This window comes from Pyxidicoccus sp. M15, from assembly GCF_056858435.1.
Genome location: NZ_CM166495.1, coordinates 885,191 through 908,368 on the forward strand (window position 1 = coordinate 885,191; position 23,178 = coordinate 908,368).

Annotated in this window: 21 protein-coding genes; 10 read left to right on the top strand and 11 right to left on the bottom strand. The window is 70.3% G+C overall.

The annotated features are described in order from the left end of the window. Positions 1-258: 258 nt before the first annotated feature. Complete coding sequence (locus ACX9TP_RS03515) at positions 259-1,563, top strand: discoidin domain-containing protein (RefSeq protein ID WP_482978277.1); 1,305 nt, start codon at positions 259-261, stop codon at positions 1,561-1,563. Positions 1,564-1,852: 289 nt separating this feature from the next. Beyond that, on the top strand, positions 1,853-3,289 hold the full coding sequence (locus ACX9TP_RS03520; protein WP_482978278.1) for a M20 family metallopeptidase: 1,437 nt from the start codon (positions 1,853-1,855) through the stop codon (positions 3,287-3,289). A 54-nt stretch (positions 3,290-3,343) separates the two neighbouring features. Here ACX9TP_RS03520 and ACX9TP_RS03525 read toward each other — a convergent pair whose 3' ends face one another. Further along, on the bottom strand, positions 3,344-3,820 hold the full coding sequence (locus tag ACX9TP_RS03525; protein ID WP_482978279.1) for a hypothetical protein: 477 nt from the start codon (positions 3,818-3,820) through the stop codon (positions 3,344-3,346). 102 nt (positions 3,821-3,922) lie between these two features. Here ACX9TP_RS03525 and ACX9TP_RS03530 point away from each other — a divergent pair, with 102 nt between their 5' ends. Further along, entirely contained in the window at positions 3,923-4,495 is a 573-nt protein-coding gene (locus tag ACX9TP_RS03530; protein WP_482978280.1) for a glutathione S-transferase family protein, read from the top strand. 149 nt (positions 4,496-4,644) lie between these two features. On the opposite strand, the gene ACX9TP_RS03535 is transcribed toward ACX9TP_RS03530, so the two are convergent. From ACX9TP_RS03535 to ACX9TP_RS03545, 3 genes are read right to left on the bottom strand one after another with little or no spacing between them, the layout of a single operon-like run. Next, positions 4,645-5,172 carry a hypothetical protein gene (locus ACX9TP_RS03535; protein WP_482978281.1) on the bottom strand — a complete coding sequence of 176 codons (528 nt, stop codon included), beginning with the start codon at positions 5,170-5,172 and terminating at the stop codon, positions 4,645-4,647. A gap of 49 nt (positions 5,173-5,221) precedes the next feature. Further along, positions 5,222-6,211 (bottom strand): HEAT repeat domain-containing protein, encoded by a 990-nt coding sequence (locus ACX9TP_RS03540; protein WP_482978282.1) that lies wholly within the window; start codon positions 6,209-6,211, stop codon positions 5,222-5,224. A 17-nt stretch (positions 6,212-6,228) separates the two neighbouring features. Beyond that, positions 6,229-7,452 (bottom strand): hypothetical protein, encoded by a 1,224-nt coding sequence (locus ACX9TP_RS03545; protein WP_482978283.1) that lies wholly within the window; start codon positions 7,450-7,452, stop codon positions 6,229-6,231. Between the two features lie 244 nt (positions 7,453-7,696). On the opposite strand from ACX9TP_RS03545, the gene ACX9TP_RS03550 reads away from it, so the two are divergent. Both ACX9TP_RS03550 and ACX9TP_RS03555 read left to right on the top strand, forming a co-directional pair. Then, positions 7,697-9,208, top strand: a complete 1,512-nt coding sequence (locus tag ACX9TP_RS03550; protein ID WP_482978284.1) for an alkaline phosphatase D family protein — start codon at positions 7,697-7,699, stop codon at positions 9,206-9,208. A 273-nt stretch (positions 9,209-9,481) separates the two neighbouring features. Then, positions 9,482-10,183, top strand: coding sequence for a class I SAM-dependent methyltransferase (locus ACX9TP_RS03555; RefSeq protein ID WP_482978285.1), 702 nt, complete (start codon positions 9,482-9,484; stop codon positions 10,181-10,183). A 29-nt stretch (positions 10,184-10,212) separates the two neighbouring features. Here ACX9TP_RS03555 and ACX9TP_RS03560 read toward each other — a convergent pair whose 3' ends face one another. From ACX9TP_RS03560 to ACX9TP_RS03570, 3 genes are all read right to left on the bottom strand, one after another. Further along, entirely contained in the window at positions 10,213-11,340 is a 1,128-nt protein-coding gene (locus ACX9TP_RS03560; protein ID WP_482978286.1) for a hypothetical protein, read from the bottom strand. Between the two features lie 270 nt (positions 11,341-11,610). Continuing rightward, entirely contained in the window at positions 11,611-12,672 is a 1,062-nt protein-coding gene (locus tag ACX9TP_RS03565) for a hypothetical protein (protein WP_482978287.1), read from the bottom strand. A 107-nt stretch (positions 12,673-12,779) separates the two neighbouring features. Next, complete coding sequence (locus ACX9TP_RS03570; RefSeq protein ID WP_482978288.1) at positions 12,780-12,938, bottom strand: hypothetical protein; 159 nt, start codon at positions 12,936-12,938, stop codon at positions 12,780-12,782. Between the two features lie 143 nt (positions 12,939-13,081). On the opposite strand from ACX9TP_RS03570, the gene ACX9TP_RS03575 reads away from it, so the two are divergent. Beyond that, positions 13,082-13,213: a hypothetical protein gene (locus ACX9TP_RS03575; RefSeq protein WP_482978289.1), complete on the top strand. Its 132-nt coding sequence runs from the start codon at positions 13,082-13,084 to the stop codon at positions 13,211-13,213. Positions 13,214-13,258: 45 nt separating this feature from the next. Here the strand turns inward: ACX9TP_RS03575 and ACX9TP_RS03580 are convergent, their stop codons facing one another. From ACX9TP_RS03580 to ACX9TP_RS03590, 3 genes are all read right to left on the bottom strand, one after another. Then, positions 13,259-14,884 (bottom strand): protein kinase domain-containing protein, encoded by a 1,626-nt coding sequence (locus ACX9TP_RS03580; RefSeq protein WP_482978290.1) that lies wholly within the window; start codon positions 14,882-14,884, stop codon positions 13,259-13,261. 110 nt (positions 14,885-14,994) lie between these two features. Further along, positions 14,995-15,741: an ABC transporter permease gene (locus ACX9TP_RS03585; protein WP_482978291.1), complete on the bottom strand. Its 747-nt coding sequence runs from the start codon at positions 15,739-15,741 to the stop codon at positions 14,995-14,997. Between the two features lie 38 nt (positions 15,742-15,779). Continuing rightward, entirely contained in the window at positions 15,780-16,712 is a 933-nt protein-coding gene (locus ACX9TP_RS03590; protein WP_482978292.1) for an ABC transporter ATP-binding protein, read from the bottom strand. A gap of 297 nt (positions 16,713-17,009) precedes the next feature. On the opposite strand from ACX9TP_RS03590, the gene ACX9TP_RS03595 reads away from it, so the two are divergent. Genes ACX9TP_RS03595 through ACX9TP_RS03610 form a run of 4 tightly spaced genes read left to right on the top strand, consistent with a single transcriptional unit; the run spans position 17,010 to position 20,373 of the window. Further along, on the top strand, positions 17,010-17,315 hold the full coding sequence (locus ACX9TP_RS03595; RefSeq protein ID WP_482978293.1) for a hypothetical protein: 306 nt from the start codon (positions 17,010-17,012) through the stop codon (positions 17,313-17,315). An 11-nt stretch (positions 17,316-17,326) separates the two neighbouring features. Then, positions 17,327-17,575, top strand: a complete 249-nt coding sequence (locus ACX9TP_RS03600; RefSeq protein ID WP_482978294.1) for a hypothetical protein — start codon at positions 17,327-17,329, stop codon at positions 17,573-17,575. Continuing rightward, positions 17,572-19,122 carry a PepSY-associated TM helix domain-containing protein gene (locus ACX9TP_RS03605; RefSeq protein ID WP_482978295.1) on the top strand — a complete coding sequence of 517 codons (1,551 nt, stop codon included), beginning with the start codon at positions 17,572-17,574 and terminating at the stop codon, positions 19,120-19,122. Before ACX9TP_RS03600 ends, ACX9TP_RS03605 begins: the two co-directional genes overlap by 4 nt. Positions 19,123-19,158: 36 nt before the next feature. Then, complete coding sequence (locus ACX9TP_RS03610) at positions 19,159-20,373, top strand: MxcI (RefSeq protein ID WP_482978296.1); 1,215 nt, start codon at positions 19,159-19,161, stop codon at positions 20,371-20,373. Here the strand turns inward: ACX9TP_RS03610 and mxcH are convergent. Further along, positions 20,370-22,925, bottom strand: coding sequence for a TonB-dependent siderophore myxochelin receptor MxcH (gene mxcH, locus ACX9TP_RS03615; RefSeq protein ID WP_482978297.1), 2,556 nt, complete (start codon positions 22,923-22,925; stop codon positions 20,370-20,372). The two genes, ACX9TP_RS03610 and mxcH, sit on opposite strands and share 4 nt — an antisense overlap. Positions 22,926-23,178 lie beyond the last annotated feature (253 nt).

Consider the following 23,178-nt stretch of genomic DNA (forward strand, 5'->3'; position numbering starts at 1 on the left):
GGAGCAGGCCTCGCCCCGGGAACGCGCTGGGAATTCCATATCGGCTCAAAGGGTATTTGCGCCCGCAGTCCGAACGTTGACCAATCAACGTGGCTGGCCGTGGCCTGCAGGGAGCCTCACGCACCGAACGTGGGCGCCTGCCGGGTGGCGGTCAGCGAATGGAAGCCAACGCGCCGCGGGGGGAACGCGGCGCGCCGGGAGGGCACCGTTCCGTCCCGGTGAGTCGTGGCACCACGCGGCCTCACCTGAGGTAGTGACTTGAATCGACAGCACCTGACTTCGTCCCGGGGGGGATGGAAGCGCTTCCGCATGCCGGTGGGCGCACTCTCGCTGGCCGCGCTCGTGGTCGCGACACCCGCGCTGGCCGCTGGAGGCTTCACGTCCGTCACCGCCAGTGGGAATGACGGCAACGTGCCGGCCAACGCCATCGACGGCAACCTGTCCACGCGCTGGTCCAGCCTTGGCATCGGTCAGTGGATTCGCGGTGACCTGGGCGCGCTGAAGGCCATCAACGCGCTGGACATCGCGTGGCACGCCGGCACCACGCGCTCCAACAAGTTCGTCATCGCCACCTCGGCGGACGGCACCACCTTCACGCAGGTGTTCGCCGGCGCCTCGTCCGGAAAGACGGCGTCCTTCGAGCGCTACTCGTTCCCCACGGTGAACGCCCGCTACGTGCGCGTCACCGTCAACGGCAACACGCTCAACACCTGGGCGAGCATCTCCGAATTGGCGGCCATCACCGGCACCACGCAGCCGCCGCCCGACCCCACGCCGACGCCCACCCCCGGCAAGGACAGGTTCGGCGTCACCATGCTCTACCCGACGAAGGCCGGCGGTGAGACGTGGGCCCTGGCGGACAGCGCGACGAACGACTCGCGCTTCGACCCGCAGAACCCGATTACGCGCAACGCGGACGGCTCCTGGAAGATGAAGGACAGCCAGGTGCGCATGAGCGTCTTCACGTCCACGGGCTACAGCGCCTCGAAGATTCCCACGTACGACCGCGACGTGCTCGCCAGCCGTGGCTACATGCAGGCCGCCAACGACTGGAAGAACATCGAGATGACGGGCTTCGTGAAGCTCAACTCGGCGCAGGACGGCTCGGACAACTTCGACTGGTACGCGCGCGGCGGCAAGCACAACGACAACCACTCGGGCTGCGAGGGCAGCAGCTACAAGGGCGGCCTGCACTATGACGGCCGCGCCCGCTGGCAGAAGGAGACGTGGCATGTCTCCTACGAGCAGGCGTCCTACAAGCCCGCCACCACGCCGCTCAAGGGCCGCTGGGTGGGCTTCAAGGCGGTGATGCGCAACACCCCCGTCAACGGCAAGGAAGCCGTGCGCCTGGAGATGTACGTCAACGAGAACGCCGACAAGGTGACGTGGAAGAAGGTCTACGACATGGTGGACTCCGGCACCTGGGGCGGCGACGCCCAGCACTGCGGCGGCGCCACCGGTGCCATGCCCATTACCTGGGGCGGCCCCATCGCCACGTTCCGCTGGGACAACGCCAACGACGTGGACTTCAAGTGGCTGTCCGTCCGTGAAATCCAGCCGTAGTCCCGGCCGGAAGCGCTGACATGGGAAGGGCGCGGAAGGAGCATTCCTTCCGCGCCCTTTTTCCGTAGCTGCTCACGGCGCGTATGCGGGACGCGCACCCGGTGTTGTACGGACTTGCGGGGTTGTTGGGGCTGTACCACGCGCTCGCCCGAGCGGGGGCTGACGGGGCTGCCAATCGGCATCATCCGCCCCTCCGGCGGGGTAGGCTGGGGGCCGAGTCCCTTCCCGCTCCGCTCCGGGGTTCCCACAGTCGACAGGACTCCCACTCCGTGCTCTGCATCCCCACGCCATGGCCATGAACGTCCAGACCGCTACCGAGTCCTCCGACCGCATCTGGGAGAAGGAAATCCTCCCGGCCCTCGAGCGCTACATCCGCATCCCCAACAAGTCGCCCTCCTTCGACCCGGAGTGGGTGAAGTCCGGCCACATGGCCGCCGCGGTGCAGCTCATCGCGGACTGGTGTCGCGCGCAGGCCCCGCACCTGCCGGGGCTGGAGCTGGAGGTCATCCAGCTCAAGGACGAGAAGGGCAAGCCGCGCACGCCGGTCATCTACATGGAGGTGCCGGGCACGAAGGGCGAGGACACCATCCTGCTGTACGGCCACCTGGACAAGCAGCCGGAGATGACCGGCTGGCGCGAGGGCCTGACGCCGTGGGCGCCGGTGCGCGAGGGCGACAAGCTCTACGGGCGCGGCGGCGCGGATGACGGCTACTCCGCCTTCGCGTCGCTGGCGGCCATCCGCCTCTTGAAGGAGCAGGGCCTGCCGCACGCGCGCTGCGTGGTGCTCATCGAGGCATGCGAGGAGAGCGGCAGCTACGACCTGCCCGCGTACATCGAGGCGCTGGCGCCGCGCATCGGCAAGCCGTCGCTGGTGGTGTGCCTGGACTCGGGCTGTGCCAACTACGAGCAGCTGTGGATGACCACGTCGCTGCGCGGAATCGTGGGCGGCAACCTGCGCGTGGACATCCTCACCGAGGGCGTGCACTCGGGTGACGCGACGGGCATCGTCCCGTCGTCCTTCCGCATCCTCCGGCAGGTGCTGTCGCGCGTGGAGGACGAGGCGACGGGCCACATCAAGGTGGACGCGCTGCACGTCGAAATCCCGAAGGAGCGGCGCGAGCAGGCGCGCGAGGCCGCCAAGGTCCTGGAGAAGGAGGTCTTCACCAAGTTCCCCTGGGTGCCGGGCGCGAAGCCGGTGTCCGACGACGGCGCGGAGCTGGTGCTCAACCGCACCTGGCGCCCGGCGCTGGCGGTGACGGGCGTGGACGGCATGCCGGCCCTGAGCAACGCGGGCAACGTGCTGCGGCCCTTCACCACCTTCAAGCTGTCCATGCGCATTCCCCCGCGCCTGGACCCGAAGGCGGGCATGGCGGCGCTGAAGGCGGCGCTGGAGAAGGACCCGCCGTACGGCGCGAAGGTGACGTTCGAGGGTGAGAAGACCAGCGTCGGCTGGGACGCGCCCCCGCTGGCGGGCTGGCTGTCCAAGGCGGTGGAGTCCGCGTCGAAGACGTACTTCGGTCAGCCGGCCATGGCCATGGGCGAGGGCGGCACCATCCCCTTCATGGGCATGCTGGGCGAGCGCTTCCCGGAGGCGCAGTTCGTCATCACCGGCCTGCTCGGGCCGGGCAGCAACGCGCACGGGCCCAACGAGTTCCTGCACATCCCCACCGGCAAGAAGCTCACCTGCTGCGTGGCCAGCGTCATCGCCGACCACTTCAAGCGGTAGGCCTTCGCGTGGCGACGGGGCGGGGAAGGTGTCCCCGCTCCCGTCACCCATCCGTTACAGGCAGTTGCTCAGTCCGTCGTAGATGGACTGAGTCGTCCGCGGCAGCGGCGCGTTCAGCGGGTCCGAGCCGGAGAGCGCGTTCAGGAACGCCTGGATGGTGGTGCGGGGCGCCAGCGGGACGACGCAGGTGAAGGACTGGGCGTCCACGGAGATGGCGCCGGTGGCCGGGTTGATCTCCTCGTTGCTCGCGGCGAAGACCCAGACGCACTGGCCGATGACGCCGGTGCGGCTGTCCACGGAGCAGCGGAAGCGCAGCGACTGGATGTTGCTGTAGTCGCCCTCGCAGAACGTGTCCCCGCAGACGTCGTCGAACTGCTGGTCCAGCGTGGAGACGAGCTGGTACCACGCGTTGATGTCCGCCTCGGACGTCAGATAGGCGGACGTGTCCACGTACTGCCGGGCGGGAGCCTGCGCGGTAGCCGAGACGGACAGGCACAGGACGGAAACGACAACCCAAGAACGAATGCTCACGATGGTGCTCCTTGTTGGTCGGCGTGAAGCCCGTATCGTCCTACAGCATGCCGCTGCACCAGCAACATGATGGAAACAATCCCGCTGAGCGGAGGAGTCCCGATGAAGCTCTATTTCAATCCCCGGAGCCGTGCGGTCATCGCGAAGTGGATGCTCGACGAGTGCGGCGCGAAGTATGAGCTCGTACCCATCGACCTCACGAAGCGTGAGCACAAGGCGCCGGAGTATTTGAAGGTCAACCCCGCCGGCAAGCTGCCCGCGCTGGTGGACGGCGAGGCGCGTCTGTTCGAGAACGCCGCCATCTGCCTGTACCTCGCCGACAAGTTCCCCGAGGCGAAGCTCGCGCCGAGAATCGACGCGCCGGAGCGGGGCCGCTACCTGTCCCTGGTGGTGTATTCCACCTCCCAGGTGGAGCCCTCCATGGGCGACCACCTGATGAAGACGCCCACGGCGCCCCAGCGTGGCTGGACGGACTTCGACGGCGTCCTCGACGCGGTGGAGCGCGAGCTGGGCGACGGGCCCTATCTCTTCGGCGACTGGTTCACCGCGGCCGACCTGATGATTGGCTCGATGTTCATCTGGATGCGCATCCTGGGCGGCAAGACGGGGCGCCCGAAGCTCGAGGCCTACGTCGACCGGCTCCAGGCCCGTCCCAAGGGCCTGAAGATGGGCTGAAGCACGGGCGCGCTGGTGACCCGCCAGGAGGCAGGGTGGGGGGGAGAGGGGGTAGGGGGGCCCCGCCTCCCGGCAGGTCGAAGTCAGCGAGGTGTGGGCTGGCCGGGAGGCGGAGCGGAGCGCTTCACCTCCAGGCGGGTGAAGCGTGGCTAGTCGAGGTAGCCGATGGTCTCCGAGCGGTCCACGGCCTCGCCGTAGACGGTGTAGCCGGAGTACCAGGACGTGTCGTTGGTGCCGAGCTTGTCGTACTGGAGGTGGGCGTGCGGGCCCGTGGCGTTGCCGGTGGCGCCGATGTTGCCCACCTGGCAGCGGTCACACGTGCGGTCGTACGAGTCGCTCGTCTTGATGAAGTGCCACTGGCGGTACGTGTAGCCGTTGGCCCACAGGTGCTTCGCCTCGTTCTGCGTGCCGCTGCCGGTACCGTTGCAGTAGACGCCCGAGGTGCGGATGGTGACGTTCCAGGACACGGAGCCCACGACGCCCGTCTCGGCGCCCCAGTAGTTGCAGCGGCCGCCCGCGCCGATGTCCACCGCGCGGTGGGTGCCGCCGCTCGGATAGGTGGTGGTGGCCGTAATCGTGCCGGGGTGCGTGCCGCGAACCTCGTGCGCCGTCACCGCGGCCGGGACCAGCGCCAGCGAGGCCAGCGCGGCCAGACCCGTCTTCATGATGCTACGCATCGTCGTTCCTTTCGGGCCGCTTTCCGCGGCCCCCGAATGGGACTGCACCTCAAGGAGCCTGCTGCAACCGCTGCTTCTCCCTCAGGATCAGGCTCCACTCCTGAAGGCCCAGGCCGAGAGCCCGAATCCACGCGTCGACCTCCGGCGCCAGGCTCGGGTCCACACCCCGCAGGCGCTGGAGGTCGGGAATCGCACCGGCGAAGCCGAGCTGGGCAATGCTCTGCAGGAGCATCTTCCGCACGCCGGCGTCCGGCTCGTCGCGGTACATGGCGAGCAGCGCCTCGCGCGAGCCGGCCATCTGCGCCGAGGGCACCCCGCCCAGCGCGTTGGCCGCCGCCGCGCGCACGCTGGCGTCGTCGCTGCGCAAGAGCGACTTGAGGCGCTCACCCGACTCCGCGCTGATGTGCTCGGTGGAGACGTTGTCGAGGATGCGCGCCGTCAGCTTCGGGTCCGGCGAGGCCGCCGCGCTCGTCACCGCCGCGTCCGCGGCCGGGCCGTGGTGGCCCGAGTAGACGAACTGGTTGTCCTCGATGAGGTTCGTCGCCGCCTCCTGGCGCACCTCGGGCGAGGCGTCCCGGGCCAGGCGCTCGTACAAGTCCCCCGTGTTCTCCGTGGCGCTGGTGCGGCGCAGGGCGCGCAGCGAGGCGGTGCGGAGGGCGGGGTCTCGCTCGTCCAGGATGCGCCTGGCCACCACGCCCATGGCCGCGGGGTCCGCGCCGCGCTCGGTGCGGGCCACCAGCGCCGCCGCGAGGTGCTCGGCCATGACGGGGTCCGTCTCCCGCTCGTAGGCGGCGCGCAGCTCGGCTTCGGGCAGCGTGACGGCGGACTCGCGCAGCAGCGTGCGCAGGTACTTGCGCCAGGCCGCCGACTTCGAGCCGAGCCCGTGGCGGATGCTGTCCATCAGCCCCTCGACGGAGCACGCCTCGGCGCGCAGCTCGGGGGCCGGCGAGGCCGCCTGCGCGGAGGCCACGGCGGGGACGAGGTGGAGGAGCGCGGCCAGGCCGAGCGCACGGAGGCAGGGGGAAGGGGTGCGAATCATGGAGGTGGCTCCCGTGCTCACTCGTGGCGGTCGAGACAGGTGAAGGGGTCCTGGTCGGGCAGGCTGTTCCACACCCTCACGAAGTCGAGGGTGCCGCTGGCGTAGATGGCCTCGAAGACCTGGTAGAGGGGCTGGAAGCGCGGGTCGGCGATGGCCATGTTCGCCATGGTGGGCAGGGCGTCCCGGCCGGACACGCGCGCGGCGAAGCGGAAGTAGGCCCAGCGCGCGCAGACGTCCGGCTCCACCGCGAAGGCGCGGGCGAACAGCTCCAGCGTCTTCGCCCGGTCATCGCCGGTGGACACGGAGAGGTTGTGCGCCGCCGCCTCGCGGCCTTCCGGGCTGCCCTCGGTGGTGAGGACCTTCGCGTAGCGCTCGTGCGTCGCCGCGTCCATCACCGGCGTGGTGTGCATGGGCATGGACAGCGCGAGGTAGCGAATCTGCTCGTCGGGCGACTCGCTGCCGATGGTGAGCAGCTTGTCCATGTACGGCGCCAGGTTGCCCTTCGCGTTGAAGTCGCGCTTCATCACCCGGCCGATGGTGCGCGCGGCGGCCCAGCCCGCCTCACCGGACACGGGGTCCTTCGCGAAGTCCGCCAGCGTGCCGAGCATCCCCGGCTCCAGCCGCTTCTGGGTGTCCAGCGCGGAGAGGATGCCCGCGCGGCGCTGGCCGTCGAGCGTGATGTCCATTCCGTGCTCGAGGAGCTTCGCGGCGACCTGGGGATGGTGGACGGCCTCCGAGTCGCGCAGCGCCGTCATGATGACGTTGAACTCCCGGGGCCCCGCGTCGCGGCTCCAGCCCAGCACCTCCGTCGCCTTGGCCGCGTCGTTGCCGATGAGCTCCGTGAGGCGCTCGCGCAGGTAGTTGCGGACGTTGGGGTCCCTCGAAGCGAGCAGCGGCGCGGCCCAGTCGCGGAAGGTCCCAATCGTCACCGCCTCGTTGAAGCGCTCGATGTCCTTCCAGCAGGTGGTGGCCTCGTAGCGCGGCGGCGCCGCCTCTGCTTCCGCAGCGCCCTGGCCTCCGTGGCCACCGCCGCCGCCACCGCCCGACGCGCCCCGGGCATGGGACGTGGCGCCGGCCTCACCGGAAGAGGACGCCTCGCCCCCGTCGCCGGGGCCACGGACGAGCAGCGCCACGCCGGCGAGCAGCACGACGGCGCCGAGTCCGGCCAGCACGAGCGGGACACGCCGGCCCTGGGGGCCCGTCACGGGAGAGGCGGAGCGATGGACGGATTCTGGCGTCATGGGCGGGGGGCCTGGGAAGGGTTCCAGCCTCCCTGGAGGGCCCGAGGCTGCCGCCGTCTTGAAAAACGATTTCGGGAGGATTTTCCCCGCGTTTTCCTGCCCGCCTGCCCTCCGGGCGGCAGAGCGGAGCCGCCGCTCCAGGCAGGCGCTTTGCGGCGGTTCGGGCCTTCGGCTGCTGGTCCGAAGCCTCGGGCGACACCACTGTCAGTCCATGCGGACGGAGCAGCCCCAGATGGAGCGGGCCGTGGCCGTGGGGCGTGTCAGCCCCCGGGGCGTGCGGCTGTGGATGCGCTCTCCCGGTGGGGGGCCCCACCGGCTGGAGTTGTGGCTCGCCGCGGCCCCATCGGAGCGAGTCGCATATGACTTCGACGTGGGGGACCGCTCGTACAGCGACCACACCCATGCCTTCGCCTTTCCGGATGACCTCCCCGGGGCCCGGCCGCTGGAGCCGGTGACGGAGTACGGCTTCCGGCTGAGCCGTGCGGACGGCGTGCGGGTGGGCGAGGGGCGCTTCGAGACGCTTCCCTCCCGGCGCAGCCAGATGCCGAAGCGCTTCTGCATCGGCGTGGCGAGCTGCCATCAGCCCTTCGACCAGCAGGGGCAGATGCACGAGATGGGCGTGCGCATGCTCCGCGTCGCCCGGACCGCGTGGGAGCGCTGCGGCGTGAAGCAGGTGCTGTGGGCCGGCGACCAGCTCTACGCGGACTTTCCGGAGAAGCAGTCGCTGTTCGACCCGGAGTACTTCAAGACGGTGGGGCCTCCGGGGCGAAAGAGCCTGCTGGAGTGCACCCACGACGAGGCGCTCGCGGTGTACCACGCGCGCTACCGGCGCAACTGGGGCCACCCGGACTGGCAGGCGCTGCAGGCGCGCTTCCCGGGCTACCCCATCCTCGACGACCACGAGGTGGTGGACAACTACGGCTCCCTGCCCGAGCACCACGAGCCGAAGTGGCGCCACCTGCGCGACGCGGCCGAGGCGGCCTACCGCCACTACCAGCAGTCGCGGGTGGTGCCCCTGACGCCCGGCTTCGAGGGCCCCTACGACTACAGCTTCGAGTACGGCGCCGCCGCGGGCTACGTGCTCGACGTGCGCTCGGAGCGGCGCTCCACCGACGGCGACCACGCGCGCGTCTTCGCGCCGCACCAATTGGAGCACTTCTCCACCTGGCTGAACGCGAACGTCGACGCGCCGGTGCTCTTCATCATGATGAGCGTGCCGCCGTTCTTCATGCCCTCCTGGCTGTCACGCATCGCCCGCTACGTGCCGGGCAGCTTCCGCGAGGACGCGCACGACCGGTGGATGCACCCGCAGTACCGCGCCGACCGCTGCCGCATGCTGGAGCTCATCAAGCACCACCAGCAGCGCCACCCCCGCCAGAAGGTGGTGCTCGTGGGTGGCGACGTGCACGTGGGCTACGTGGCCCGCTGCGACTGGCGCACGGAGCCGGCCACGTCGCTCTTCCAGTTCGTGTCGAGCTCCATCACCCACAAGATGTCCTCGCTCGACTGGCACATGGCGCGCCACATCCCCCGCACGCACTTCGCGCTGTCCGACCTGGACGGGAAGTGGGCGCGCATCCACCTGCTCGGCGGCAGCATGTCGCGCGTGCTCGAGCAGCCGGTGGGCGGGCTCAACGTGGGGACGATTGAAGTCGAGCTCGACGGGGACGACGCCCGGCTCAACTTCAAGCTGTACGGAGAGGATGAGCACTCGCCCGAGGAACCGAAGCTCCTCTTCGAGTCCGGCTTCCAGTGAGCTTCATGCGCGGGCGGGGCCGCCACGAGGCTGTCGGCAGGCCCGGCCCGAGGCGGGCACCCACGCGGCGGCCGGGCGACGCTCGCCGTCCCGGCGGGTGACGGTGATGCTTCCTCGTCAGCTTGCTAGATGCGGGGACGCCTCAGCCGGGAAGCCCTCGGGTCGCTGGATGTCCAGGTCCACGGCGCGCAAGGTCCCGTACTCCTGCCGCTGCGTGATGCGGATGCCCTCCGTGGTATGGACGCACCTGCGCGTCGGCGCTATTCACGGGCCATGCGAATCCTTCTCGCGGCCCTGGTGTTCGTCAGCTCGGCTTGTGCCTCCCAGACAGCGGCGCAGCACCCGCCGGAGCAGGAGGACGGGCCTCACCCGCAGGCGCAGCGGGGGCACCCCCACGGTGGCCCCGCGAGTCACCGCTTCGAAAACGCCGAGCAGTGGGCGGCGCGCTTCGAGGACCCGGAGCGCGACGCATGGCAGAAGCCCGCCGAGGTCATCGCCGCGATGGAGATTCCGCCTGGGGGCAAGGTCGCGGACATCGGGGCGGCGACGGGCTACTTCCCGGTACGCATCGCCCGGGCCCATCCCGACGCAACGGTGTACGGCGTGGACATCGAACCGGACATGGTTCGCTACCTCGGCGAGCGCGCGGAGAAGGAGGGGCTGCCCCACCTCGAGGCGGTGCTGGGCGAGCCCGCCGACGCGAAGCTTCCGGAGCCGGTGGACCGCGTCCTCCTCGTCGACACCTACCACCATGTCGGCGAGCGCCCGGCCTACTTCCGCAAGCTGGCGGGCTCGCTGCGACCGGGGGCCCGGGTCATCGTGGTGGACTTCAAGCTCGACTCGCCGATGGGGCCCTCCAGGGAGCACAGGCTCGCGCCGGAGAAGGTGGTCGAGGAGATGGCCGCCGCCGGCTACAGGAAGGTCGGCGAGCGGGACCTTCCGTACCAGTACGTGCTCGTCTTCGAGCGCACCTGAGCGGCGGGGCCGAACGCCCCTCCTGCGCGCTACAGCAGTCCGTCGAGCCAGGTCAGCTGCGCGTCGAGGGTCTCCGAGATGACGCGCGGCTGGTCCGACGTGCTCGGCTCGGTATACGGGTTGCCAATCTCCTTGTGCGCCCACCGCACCCAGGTCTGCTTGTACCAGCCCCAGTCCAGGTTGGAGCCCGTCGAGGGAGGCGTGGTGCCCGCGTAAGCGGAGAAGGCGCGGATGCCGGTGGCAGGCGCCACCTCCTGGCCGCCCACCACCTGATACATGTGCAGCCGCCCGCGGCGGGGGAACTGGGCGGACAGGTTCGTGGCCCAGCCGCCGTAGAACGTGCCCCAGGGGCGCACGGGGTTGTTTATCTTGGTGTCGTACGTGCCCAGCTCGCCCTGGCTGTTCCTGCACACGCCATCGAGCGAGGACACGTAGATGTCGATGCCATCCAGTCCCGTGTTGGCTCGGAGCGCCTGGGCGATGCGCATCACCAGGCATCCGCCACGTGAGCTTCCTGCGAGGTAGATGGCCCGCGTCTCGGGCCGGACCTGGGCCTCGAGCCAGCGGACGAACCCGTTGACGATGCGCTGCTTCGTGTCGCTGTCGAACAGGTGGTCGAAGTTGTTGTCGTTGACGACGGACAGAGAGGTCTTTCCCGGGGGGAACCAGCCCAGGGCATTCAGCTTCATGGCCAGGGAGCGGCCGTCCAGGAGCACATCGGGGCAGGAGACGTCACCGCAGGAGGCATCCCAGTTGGAGGCCTGGCCCGTCACTCCGCTGGAGTGGCCGCTGCTCGAGATTTTCTGCCCGGCCGACATCAGGACGATGGCCTCGCGCACGCTCGGCGACTCCACCTGGGCAATGCGGATGGCGTGGAGCGTGCTGTCGGAGGCACCGGCCGCGCGGAACTGCTCGAAGCCCGGCGCCGCCTGGTAGCTGCCGGAGGCGTCCTTGTAGACGACGCGCCGGGAGACCACCGTCCGGCTGCTCCCATTGGGATGGGACAGGGCCTGGGCTTGTGCGTCCAGGGCCGCCTCGGGCTCCACGGGCAACGCATCCGGCTCCAGCGGAGCACAGCCGGCCAGTGCGCCCCCCAGCAACAGGCCCAGGCCCACCTGGCGGGTGGAGCGACGCGTGAAACCATGAGAGTGGGCCAAGCGGTGCTCCTGGGGCGTGGTGGGAGGCGTCCAGGCTATTCGCCCGAGTGGCGGTGAGCCAGCGCCGTAGCCCTCATGCCCCGGCATGGCTCACCTCGGGGTGAACCACCTCACCGACAGCGGGGGCCGCGTCAGCGCCGCTGAGCGTGCGCCACGTCAACCCGGCGGCTGCATCGCATCGCGATGCGCCCTCCACGCCTCCCCGCTCATGCTCTCCAGCGTGATCGGGGCCCGCCGTCGAGCTCTCGGCAGGCCCCGCTCCTGACGGGCTCAGCAGTCGAACTGCGTCCCGTTGCCGCCCGCGTCAAAGGGCGTCCAGATGTACGACGGGTCGAGTCCCTCGTACGTCTGGTCATTGCAATACAGGTTCTTCGACTGGAAGTTGATGTAGCAGCCTCCCGCCGCAGAGGAGAGCCAGTTGGTGCGCGTCTTCCAGTCGCTGCACGTGGAGACGTAGTGCTGGTGGACACCGTTGTTGTTGAGCGTGGTGGCGCGGCTGTAGGCCTTGAAGTCGTTGTTCACGTTCACGTAGGGGAAATAGTAGACGTGCCCCTGGGGAACGGTCTTCTTGTACAGGACGCCCCAATCGCAATAGCTCTTCAGGCAGTTGCGCTTCTGGATGTCCCAGTAGACGCCGCCGTTGATGGCGCGCACGTAGGCGCCATACCCAATCATGTCCGTCGAAATCCACTCGGTGGTCTGGTCGATGTCGCGGTGCCAGTCCTCGCAGCGGCCCGCGTTGTCGTGCATGTTGCCCTGCCCATTGGCCTTCAGGCCTCCGCACGCGCCCAGGGAGCGAGGTGCACCCGCGCCGATGGCCGGCTCGGAGACGGACGGCGAGGTGCTGCCCTGCTTCCAGTTGCCAGCGGCGACGACCGCATCGCTGTGGGCCTGGAGCGTGCGCGGCACCACCGTGCCCGTGGGAGACAGCGCGGTGTAGAGGGCCGCGGGGCTCGCGGCGGCGGATATCTGCGTCATCACCCGGTCGATGGACGTGGTCGACGTCTCGGGACCGCCCACGGCGACGGCGATGGACTCGTCGTCCACCCGGATGAACTCGACGGTGACGTCATCGGGAGCCCGGAGCGTGGTCAGCACCGGCGCAGTGACGGCATCCCCCGCGGGGCTCTGCACGACACTGAGCGCCAGTGGCGCGAGACCATCATCCGGATATTGCGGCTCGTGGTCCGTGACGGACGACGCGCTGGCGCTGTCCAGCACGGGCGGTGCCACCTCGACGCTCGCGGTGGAGGCGTCACACCCGACGGACAGCGACCACAGCAGACACAAAGGAGACAGACGCGCGCCCCAGGACACGGGACGACGCGACATGGAGGAAGGGGACATTGAGGCTCCGCCACGGGCGCTTGGTCGCCATCATGGCGGGCCAGTCAATTGCGCCGATGTCCCCACCCAACGTCCCCCGCACGGAAATCCCCTCACCGCTGGAGCAGCCGCGCGAGGAATTCACGGGTGCGAGGGGGCTGGGGCTCGCGCAAGACCTGTTGAGGCGAGCCCTCCTCCACCACCTTCCCCGCGTCCATGAACACCACGCGGTGCGCCACGTCCGCGGCGAAGCCCATCTCGTGTGTCACCACGCACGTCGTCTTGTTGGAAGGCCAGGTCCACCGCGCAGGCACAGATCTTGTGCTCGGCCTTGTAGATGTTCGGCCCGGGGATGCCGTCAATGGGCCCGGTGTAGCCGAAGCTCCGGCCCACCGTCTGGACGCGAGTCCAATAGATGCTGCCGGGAGTCCCATCCTCCTGCGGCGCATGGGAGGAACGGGGCCCTCGGCTCGACTTCAAGCTGTACGGAGAAGTCGAGCACTCGCCCGAGGAGCCGAAGCTCCTCTTCGAGTCCGGCTTCCAGTGAGCTTCAGGCGCGGGCGGGGCCGCCACACGGGAGGCCCTCCACGTCTCAGCGGCCCGTCTTGATGCCCAGGTTGCCGCCGGGCTTCTTCGTGCCCGGACTGGAGGTGGGCTTCCCGCCCTGGGGGCGCAGCGCCAGGTTCACCTCGCTGTCCGTGGCGGACACCCGCCGCGTCACCGGCTCGTAGCCGTTGAGCGCGAGCGTCACCTCCACCGAGGAGGTGCCCGGCTGGAGCGTGAGCTTCGTGGGCGTCTTGCCCAGCGTCTCGCCGTCGATGCTCACCGTGGCGCCGGGCGGCTCGGAGAGGACGGGCAGCTCCACGGGCCGCTCCGGCTCGGGCGTGGGTTGCGGGGGCGGCTGCGCCGGCTGCGTCACGACGGTGACGGGGGGCGGGGGCGGCTGCACCGGCCCCGCCTCGGCGGGCCCGCGCAGGAAGACGAGCGCCGCGCCGGCCATGAGCAGGCCCACGCCCGCGACGGCCACGGGCATCCAGGGCACGCGGCGCGCTTCCGGCCGCTCCAGTGCCGCGGTGCCCCGCGTCTTCTCCCGCACGGGCGGCGCGGCCACCGCCTGGCGCGAGCGCGTGCTCGGACCGGGGCCCTGCGACGGGCGCGCGACGGCGCGGGAGGCGGCGGAGCGCGGGAGGCCGGAGCTCGCGGGGCCTCCGGGCACGCCGCTCAGCGACGAGTTGGAGCGCGAGTCCAGGTCCGCGTCCTCGGCGAGCTGGTCCAGCTTCGCCGGGTCCGCCTCGGTGGCGATGCGCTCCGCGTACAGCTCGCGCAGGTGCGCGGACAGGTGCGCGCTGCTGGAGGGCAGCCGCAGGTTGAGCGCGTAGTCCTCCAGCGCCAGCCGGAAGGCGCCGCAGTCCGGGTAGCGCCCCTCTGGCGTGGGGGCCAGCGCCTTGAGGAGGATTTCGTCCAGCCCCGGCGGCAGCCGCGGGTTGAGCTGCGACGGCCGCGGCACCTGGCAGTCCTTCACCAGCCGCAGCGTCATCATGTCCGACTCGCCCTTGAAGAGGCGCTTGCCCGTGAGCAGCTCCCACATGACGATGCCCAGCGCGAACAAGTCGCTGCGCGCGTCGATGGCCTGCCCGTTCGCCTGCTCGGGAGACATGTAGGGGTACTTCCCCTTGAGGACGCCGGTGGCCGTGTTCTGGCTGCTGGTGGCCGCCTTGGCCACGCCGAAGTCGATGACCTTCACCCCGCCGTCGAAGCCGACCAGGATGTTCTGCGGGGACACGTCGCGGTGCACCAGCCGCAGCGGCTTGCCCTGTGCGTCACGCGCCTGGTGCGCGTAGTGGAGCCCCGCCGCCGCGTCCGCGATGACGCGCAGAATCAACCCCACCGGCAGCGGCTTGCCCTGCGCGCGGGAGAACTTGTCCAGACGACGCACGTCGTCACCCTGGACGTACTCCATGGCCAGGCAGTGCCGGCCTTCAATCTCCGACAGGTCGAGGATGGTGATGAGGTTGGGGTGCGTCAGCCGCGCCACCAGCCCCGCCTCATCCAGGAACATGCTGAGGAACTCGTCGTCCTCGGCGAGGTGGGGAAGGATGAGCTTGATGACCACGAGCCGCTCGAAGCCCGTCCCGTGCTCGCGGGCGAGAAACACCTGCCCCATACCCCCAGAGGCAATCTTTCGAAGCAGCTCGTACTTACCGAATGGCACAGCCATGATGTGCCCCGAGGATATCCCCCTTTCTCACCGGGTGGGAAATGCTCGGTCGCCAAATACCCCACAGTGACCCCGCCCTCCGGGGTGATTGGCAAATCAAGATGTAGGGGTCAGGCCTTCATCTTGTAACCAGACTGCAACACGAGCCACGTCACGACGGTGGCCACCACGGCGACGCCGGCGAGGATGGCGCCGCCCACGGCCGGGGAGAAGCTGCTCGTGCCCAGCATGCCGTAGCGCAGCCCCTCCACCATGTAGACCATGGGGTTGAAGAGGCTGACCTCCTTCCACGGCGAGGGCAGCGTGCGCACCGAGTAGAAGACGCCGCCCAGGAAGGTGAGGGGCAGCATGACGAAGGTGGGGAAGAAGTTGATCTGCTCGAACTTCTCCGCCCACACGGCGGCCAGCATGCCCAGCACGCTGAAGACGTAGGACGACAGGAGCAGGAAGTACGCGGCCACCCACGCGTGCTCCAGGCTGAAGCCGGTGAAGAGGGCGGCCACCACCCAGGTGAGGCCACCCACCACGAGGCCGCGCACCATGGCGCCGCCGATGAAGCCCGCCATCAGCTCCCCGGGGCCCAGGGGTGACACCAGCAGGTCCACCACGGTGCCCTGAATCTTGGTGATGAACAGGGACGAGGAGCTGTTGAGGAAGGCGTTGTTGGCGATGCCGAGGAACACGAGCCCGGGCACGATGAAGTGCAGGTAGGGCGTGCCCTCCACCGTCTGCACCCGGCCGGAGATGGAGTAGCCGAAGACGATGAAGTACAGCGTGGTGCTGATGAGGGGCGAGAGGACCGTCTGGCCCGGCACGCGCATGAAGCGCCGGACCTCCTTCGCGAACAGCGTCTGCATCCCGAGGACGTTCATGATGGGCGGTGGGCGAGGCGGGTTCAGGCGGCCTGGGGACGGCCGCGGAGGATTTCGATGAGCACGTCCTCCATGCGCGAGCGGCGTGTCTCCACGTCGGCGATGGGCTGCCCTTCCGCGTACAGCGCGCGGAGCAGCTCGCCGGAGGGCGCGCAGCCCTCGCGCTCGACGTAGGTGAGGGAGCGGCCGTCCGCGGAGAGGCTGGCGGCGAAGCGGCGGCCGGCCTCGGACAGGGCGGCCTGGGGCTGCTCGAAGGTGACGACGACGCGGCGCTCGCCGAAGCGGCGCAAGAGCGTGGCCTTGTCCTCCACCATCAGGAGCTTGCCCTCGTTGATGATGCCCACGCGGTCGGCCAGCTCCTCGGCCTCTTCCAGGTAGTGCGTGGTGAGGACGATGGTGGTGCCCTCGGCCGCGAGCCTGCGCACGTAGGTCCACAAGTCGCGGCGCAGCTCCACGTCCACGCCCGCGGTGGGCTCGTCGAGGAAGACGAGGCGGGGCTTGTGCACCAGCGCCTTGGCGATGAGCAGCCGGCGCTTCATGCCGCCGGAGAGGGCGCGCGTCATCGCGTCCTTCTTGGCCTGGAGGTTGAGGGCGGTGAGCACCTCGTCGATGCGGGCCTCGTCCCGGGGACGGCCGTAGTAGCCGAGCTGGATGCGCAGCGACTCGGCCACGGAGAAGAACGGGTCGAAGTTGATTTCCTGCGGCACCAGCCCGATTTCGTAGCGGGGGGCCACCGGGTCCTTGTCCAGGTCCTTGCCGAAGACGCGGATGGTGCCGGAGGTCTTCTTCACCAGGCCGCACACGCTGCCAATCATCGTCGTCTTGCCGGCGCCGTTGGGGCCGAGCAGGGCGAAGATTTCGCCCGGGCGGATGGAGAGGTCCATCGACTGCAGCGCGGTGAAGGTGCCGTACCGCTTGGTGAGTCCCTGGAGCTCGAGGGCGGGCGTCGTCGACATGGCGGCGCTTCGAATAACACCTTCGCGTCGGGCGTGCCCGACTCTCGCGGAGAGGACCGCCGCGCCCACGCTGTCCGTTGCGCGCCGCACAATGATGGAGGCGCGGCAGCCGGGCTTCACGGCGCCATGAGCGTCAGCGGAGGGCCTTCGCGCGAGCGAAACGGGAACTCCGCGTATGTGCTGGGAAGCACGGCGCGGGCTCCGGGGCTCGCCTTGACTTCGGAGCGACGGTGCGGTTCAAGTGGCTTCGTTTCGGTATTGAGAATTGTTCTCAATATCACTCCGCGTGAGGAGGCGATGGCGCTCTCGACCCTGCTGTTGCTGCTGGGCATCGCCGTGCTCCACGGGGCCGCCGTGCCCGCGGGGTGGCGGGCGCGTCACCGCGGGTGGAGGTGGGCGGGTGGGGGCGTGGCCCTGTTGGCGGGCGTGGCCCTGGGGGTGAAGGCGCAGGGGCTGGCCGTCGGCCTGACGTGCGCGCTGGTGCTGGCCATGCTGGCCAGTGCGGCGCTGGCGCTCTGCGCGCCGCTGTGGCCGCGCGCCACGCGGCTGGTGCTTCCCTTGAGCGCGGTGGGGCTCGCGCTGCTGTGGCTGGGGGCGGCCTGATGGCGGCGCACGTGCACGGAGCCGGACGGATTGCCGCCGCGCTGACGGGGGCCCCGGGGGCCGCGGTGCTCGCGACGCTGGCGCTCGCGGCGGTGCTGCCCGTTCCCGGTGACGTGCGGCTGCTCCTGGCCCTGCTCGCCGTGCTGCCCGCGGTCGCCACCGCCGCGTGTCTCGCCCTCCTCGCGCGGAGCGCGGTGCGCGCGTGGGTGGGCTCGGCCCTCGTCGCCGCCGTGGCGGCCGTCGTCCTGGTGCTCACGTGAAGCTGTCACCCCGCGCCTACGCCATTCTCTGGGACGGGCACGCCTGGGCCGGCGTGCTCTCGTCGCTCGTGCTCTTCGTGACGTTCTTCCTCGGCGCCTTCGCGCTGTTCGCCGAGGAGCTGGCCCCCTGGCAGGAGCCCACGTTCCGCGCGCCCATCGCCGTCACCGAGGCGCGGGCCGTGCAGCTCGCGCAGCAGGTCGCCGACGCGGAGGCGCCCTCCCGGCCGGCGTGGTTCGGCATCTCCCTTCCCACCGACGAGGAGCCGTGGCTGCGCATCTGGCGCCTGTCGCCGGAAGGGCCCATCCGGCACACCTGGCTGGACCCCGTCTCCGGCCGTCAGCTCGGTGAGCGCAGCGACCTGGGCGAGTTCCTCAACGCGATGCACTTCCTGGAGCCGCTGCCCGGCGGCGTGCACGTGACGGGGCTTGCCTCCGTCGTGCTCGTGATGCTGATTGGAACGGGGCTGCTGCTCCAGCTCGGCAGGCTGGTGCGGGAGTTCAGCCAGTTCCGGCCCGGCGCCGCGCGGCGGGTGCTCTGGTCCGACGCGCACAAGGTGATTGGCGTGGTCAGCGCGCCCTTCCTGCTCGTCTTCGCGCTCACCGGCGGGATTCTCTGGCTGGATGACTGGTTCGAGCCGGCGGTGGTGGACACGTCGCTCGCCGGGGACGCGAAGGCGAAGGAGCACGCCGTGGACTGGCCCGCGGCCCCGGCCGCCTCGGGCAGGCCCGCCGGTGCGCCCGACCTGACCCGCGCGCTGGCTCTGGCGAAGGAGCGCTTCCCCGCGTCGTCGCACCACTGGTTCTTCTTCGACAACCTCGGGGATGAGAGCGGCATCGTCCATCTGCCAGGAGAGCAGGAGGGCACGCTGCACGCCTTCACGCACGTGCGCGTGTCGAACGCCGGAGCCGTCATCTGGGCCCGCGAGGCGGGCGGCGCCACGGCCTACACACGCGTCATGGACCCGCTCTACGGCCTGCACTTCGCCACCTGGGCCGGCTTCCCCGCCAAGGTCCTCTACGCGCTGCTCTCGCTGCTCGTCGGCTTCGGCATCCTCGCGGGCAACCTGCTCTGGCTGGAGCGACGGCGCGCGAAGCAGCCGGGCCGCTTCGACTGGACGCTCGCGAGGCTGACGTCGGGCGTCTGCGCGGGGCTGCCCCTGGCCGTCGCCGCCCTCTTCCTGGCCAACCAGTGGCTGCCCGCGACGCTCGAGGCGCGCCCCCGCTGGGAGCATGGCGTCTTCCTCGCGGCGTGGGGCCTGGCCCTGGGCACGGCCTTCGTCGAGCGCTCCGCCGCGCGGCATGCGCGCCGGCTGCTCGTCGTCTCCAGCGTGCTGCTCCTCGCGGTGCCGCTCATCGACGCGGCGCGCACGGGCCGGCTTCCCCTCGCCTCGGGCTCGTCCTTCGTGCTGGCCACGGAGGCGGGCCTCATCGCGCTGGGCCTGCTGCTGGCCGGCGCGGCCCGGGGCATCCGCCGGCTCCAGCGGATGACGCCCTCGACCTCCCCTGCCGAGGTGGACCCGGACGCGCCCGCCCCCGTGCCGACCTGATTCACCGTGCCTTCCCCCCACTGAACGGAGAACCCCATGAGCAGGCTGCGCCGCATCGCCTCATCCACCCTCGTCCTCACCGCCGTCTTCACCGGCTGCAGTGACGACCCCGACAAGACGCCGACGGATGCCGGCACCGAGGAGGGGCCGGTGTACAGCCTGGCCACCTCCGTCTTCTCGCAGGCGGGCAGCGCCACGTACGTGAGCGTCTTCGACTCGCTCGACGTCACCGGGCTTGATTTGGAGAAGGCCCGCGAGCACTCCGGCTTCGCGACGATTGGCGCGGTGGATGGGATGCTCTTCGTCGGCGCCGGCGAGGGGCCCGAGCTCACGCGCTACACCGTCGGTGACGACGGGAGCCTGACGGAGGCGGGGAAGCTCAGCTTCGCCAGCTACGGCCTCACCGCCGCGCCGCTGTACCTCAACACCTTCGTGGGCTCGACCCGCGCGTACATGTCGCTGGAGGAGACGAAGCGCATCGTCTGGAACCCCTCGACGATGCAGATTACCGGCACCGTCGAGGCGGCGGGCGTGGCGCGCGAGCGCGAGGGGCTGGTGGCGAAGTCCAGCTATGACCGCGCGCGGGTGGTGCGGGACGGCTACTCGTTCCAGCCCTTCTACTGGACGGACGGCGACTACTACGACTTCCTCCCCAGCTCGCAGATTGCCGTCTACTCCAACGCGGACGACAGCCTGGTGAAGCTCATCGATGCGCCGTGCCCGGGGCTCGACGTGGCGACGCAGGACGAGGCCGGCAACCTCTACTTCAGCAACTGGGTGTTCAGCGCCGCCGCGCCCGTCCTCAAGGAGGACGCGCCCGACACCTGCGTGGTGCGCATCAAGAAGGGCGAGCTGGAGCTGGACGCGGCCTGGACGAAGTCGCTGGCCACCATGGTGGGCGGCCGGCAGACGGCGGCGTTCCGCTACCTGGGCAACGGCGTGGGCGTGGTGGCCGTCTTCGACAAGGAGCACGCCGGCATCACCGCGGAGTCCGAGTCGGACGTCGTCACCCGCGGCAACCACTGGAAGCTGTGGCGGGTGAATCTGGAGACGGGCACCGGGGCGCCCGTCGAGGGGCTCGACTACATCGCGGGCGGCTACTACGCGTTCGTGATTGAAGGGCGCACCTTCTTGCTGCTGCCCACGGCCGACTACGCGAAGACGACCGTGTGGGAGCTGGGCGTGAATGGCGCGGCGGTGAAGCGCTTCGAGACGCTCGGCTGGGCGTACCAGTTCGTGAAGGTGCGCTAGTACTCCAGCGTGCCCTTGAGCCAGCCCGCGCGGCCGGGCCGCTCGACGCCGAAGAAGTCGAACACCTTGGCGTCGGTGACGTTCTCCAGCTCGGCGGTGAGGCCCACGGTGAAGCCTCCCCGCCGCACGCGGTAGCCCACGCCCGCGGCCTGGACGAGCTGGGCGTCGATGGCCTCCTTGGAGTCCACGTCGCCCAGGCCTCCCCAGTTGCGGAAGAAGCCGTGGACGTAGCGGGTGCTCCAAAAAGGGGACAGCTCGTCCTCCACGGTGGCGAGCGCGCGCAGCGACATCCGGGCCGTGGCGTTGGCGAAGAACCACGGCCGGTTCGGCAGGCGCTGCCCCTCGAAGGCGCCGAACATCCCCTGGTCCGAGTCGTTGCGCAGGTCCTGGAAGGTGGCGTTGGCGTCGAGGCTGAACAGCCCGCCCGGGGAGCTCCACCCCGCCGCGCCCTCCACGCCGAGCACCCGGGCCGCGTACACGTTCTGGTAGCTCCAGTCCCTGTCCCGGCCCGCGAGCAGGATGAGGTTGTCCGCCAGGCGGGCGAAGCCGTTGAGCTCGCCCCGGAAGGCCCCCAGCCGCGTGCGCAGCGGCACCGTGGCCACGCCGACGTTGAGGTTGTGGCTCTGCTCCGGCTCCAGGTCCAGGTTCTCGTTGATGAGCACGCCGTTGCCGAAGACCTCGTCCGCGTCGGGCAGCCGCGTGGCGCGCTCGTAGCTGGCCTTGAGGTAGACGGGCTCGCCCAGCCGGAAGCGCAGCGCCGCGCCGCCGCCGAGCCGGTGCAAATCACGATTCTTGTTCCGCCACCCGCCCGTCTCGGCGGGCTCCTGCGCGCGGCCCGCGTAGACGTAGTCCTTGCCGAAGACGATGACCTCGAGCGCCTCGTCGAGGAGGTCCACCTCGTACTCGAGGCCGGTGACGAACGAGAGGATGGAGCGGTCCGCCGAGAGCGGGTCCAGGTCGCCCGCGGTGACGAGCCGCCGCGCCTCGCCGGTGCGCAGCGTCAGCGTGGGCGCGAAGGAGAGCCGCACGTGCTGGGCCTTCGCCACGTCCCAGGCCACGTTGGCGCGGCCGTACACCGCCTGCTGCCAGAGGGTCTGGTCGGCGGGGCTGTTGTCGGTAATCTCCCCCTCGCCCCCCAGGTACACCTGGTTGCCGAACCAGTCGTAGACCCACGCGGACACGTCGACGAACTCGGTCCGCTGCCAGCCGTAGCCTGCCAGCACGTCCATGCGGACGCGCGGTGAGAGGGCCTTCTCGTAGAGGAGCTGGGCCCCCAGCGCGGAGGCGCCGTAGCGCGCCTCTCCGTACGGGGCACCCGTCATCACCAGGTTGTGTTGCAGCTCCTTGTCGTGGGCGGAGCCGAAGGCGCGCAGGGTGATGCGGTCCGCCCAGGCGAGCCCCGAGTAGCCCGCCTCGAGTCCGCCGCCGAGCGCCTGGTAGCCATCATGGAAGCGCCGCACGGTGACGGGGACGATGTTGCCCGTGGCGTCGGAGGCCTCGGTGTCCACGGAGTAGTCGTTGTCCGTGGTGTCGGCGAAGAAGTGCGCCCGGGCGAAGAAGCCGTCGGAGCCGGGCTTGTAGCTGCCACCGAGCGTGAGCCGGAACGTGCTGAAGGCGCCACCCTGGAGGGACGCGGCGCCGTGGAGGCCGTCCTCCAGCGGAGCGGACGTGAGGTTGACCGCGCCGCCGAGCGCGTCCGCGCCGTACCGCACCGGCACCACGCCCCGGTAGAGCTGCACCGAGTCCACGAGATTCACCGGCACGTTGGCGACGCCGAACGGGTAACCCGCGAGGTCCAGGGGCACGCCGTCGAGGAAGAAGCGAATCTGGTCGTCGGTGAGGCCGTTGAGCGAGAAGAGCGCGGTGCTGCCGAGCCCGCCGGTGCGGCGCACCTCCACGCCCTCCTGCGAGGCGAGCACCTGTCCGAGGTCCCCCGCGCGCGCCTTCGCGCGCCGGGTGCTGATGACCTTCACGGCCTCGGCGGACTGGCGCATCCGCTCCGCCTCCGTGCGGCCCGACACCGTCGTCTCCAGGCCCTTGCTGTCGGCGGGGGCCTGGGCGGCGGCTCCGGTGCCGGGGGCGGGCGCCTGCGCGGTGGCCTCCGTGGGAGGCGTCTGCGGCGGCGTGTCCGGAGGCGCGTCGAGCCGGAAGGTGTGGACCAGCTCAATCTGGCAGGCCACCACCTCGCCGTCGACGCGCGCGGGCTCGAAGCGGAAGGAGAGGCTGGCGGTGCGGATGGCCTCGTCGAACGCCGCGCCCGCGGAGCGCACGACCTCGGACTCCGTCACCGCGCCGTGCTCGTCGATGGTGAGCCGCAGCACCACCTCGCCCTCGCGGCCGGCCGTGCGCTCCGCCTCCGGGTAGGGGACGGTGACGTCGTCGATGCGCTGGGGCGGGACGACACCGGACGCGGGGGCCTGCTCCGACGGGGCCGCGGTGGGCGGTGTCTCTGTCGGAATCGCCGTCTCCGGGGCCGCTGGCGGCTCGGGAGGAGTCTGGGGCGCGGCGGCCACGGAGAGGAGCAGGGCGAGAGACGCGAGAGACGAGGACATCCGCAATCCGGGGCTTTTTGGTTTTGCGAAGCAATATCAACTGCTGGCAGGGGTATATCGGGGATTGCGGCGAGAGGGTCAAGGCACGGGGACGGTGGAGGGCCCGTCCCGGGTGTTCCGCAGTATGGGCCCGTGCGCGCTGGAGAAGCCGGATGTGCGGTCAGCGGGCAGGCGGACGCATGGCCGGTACTTCCGGTGCTCCTGGCACCGTACGGTCTGCTGCACGGGGGGCGGGGGGCGATTAGAGACTGCG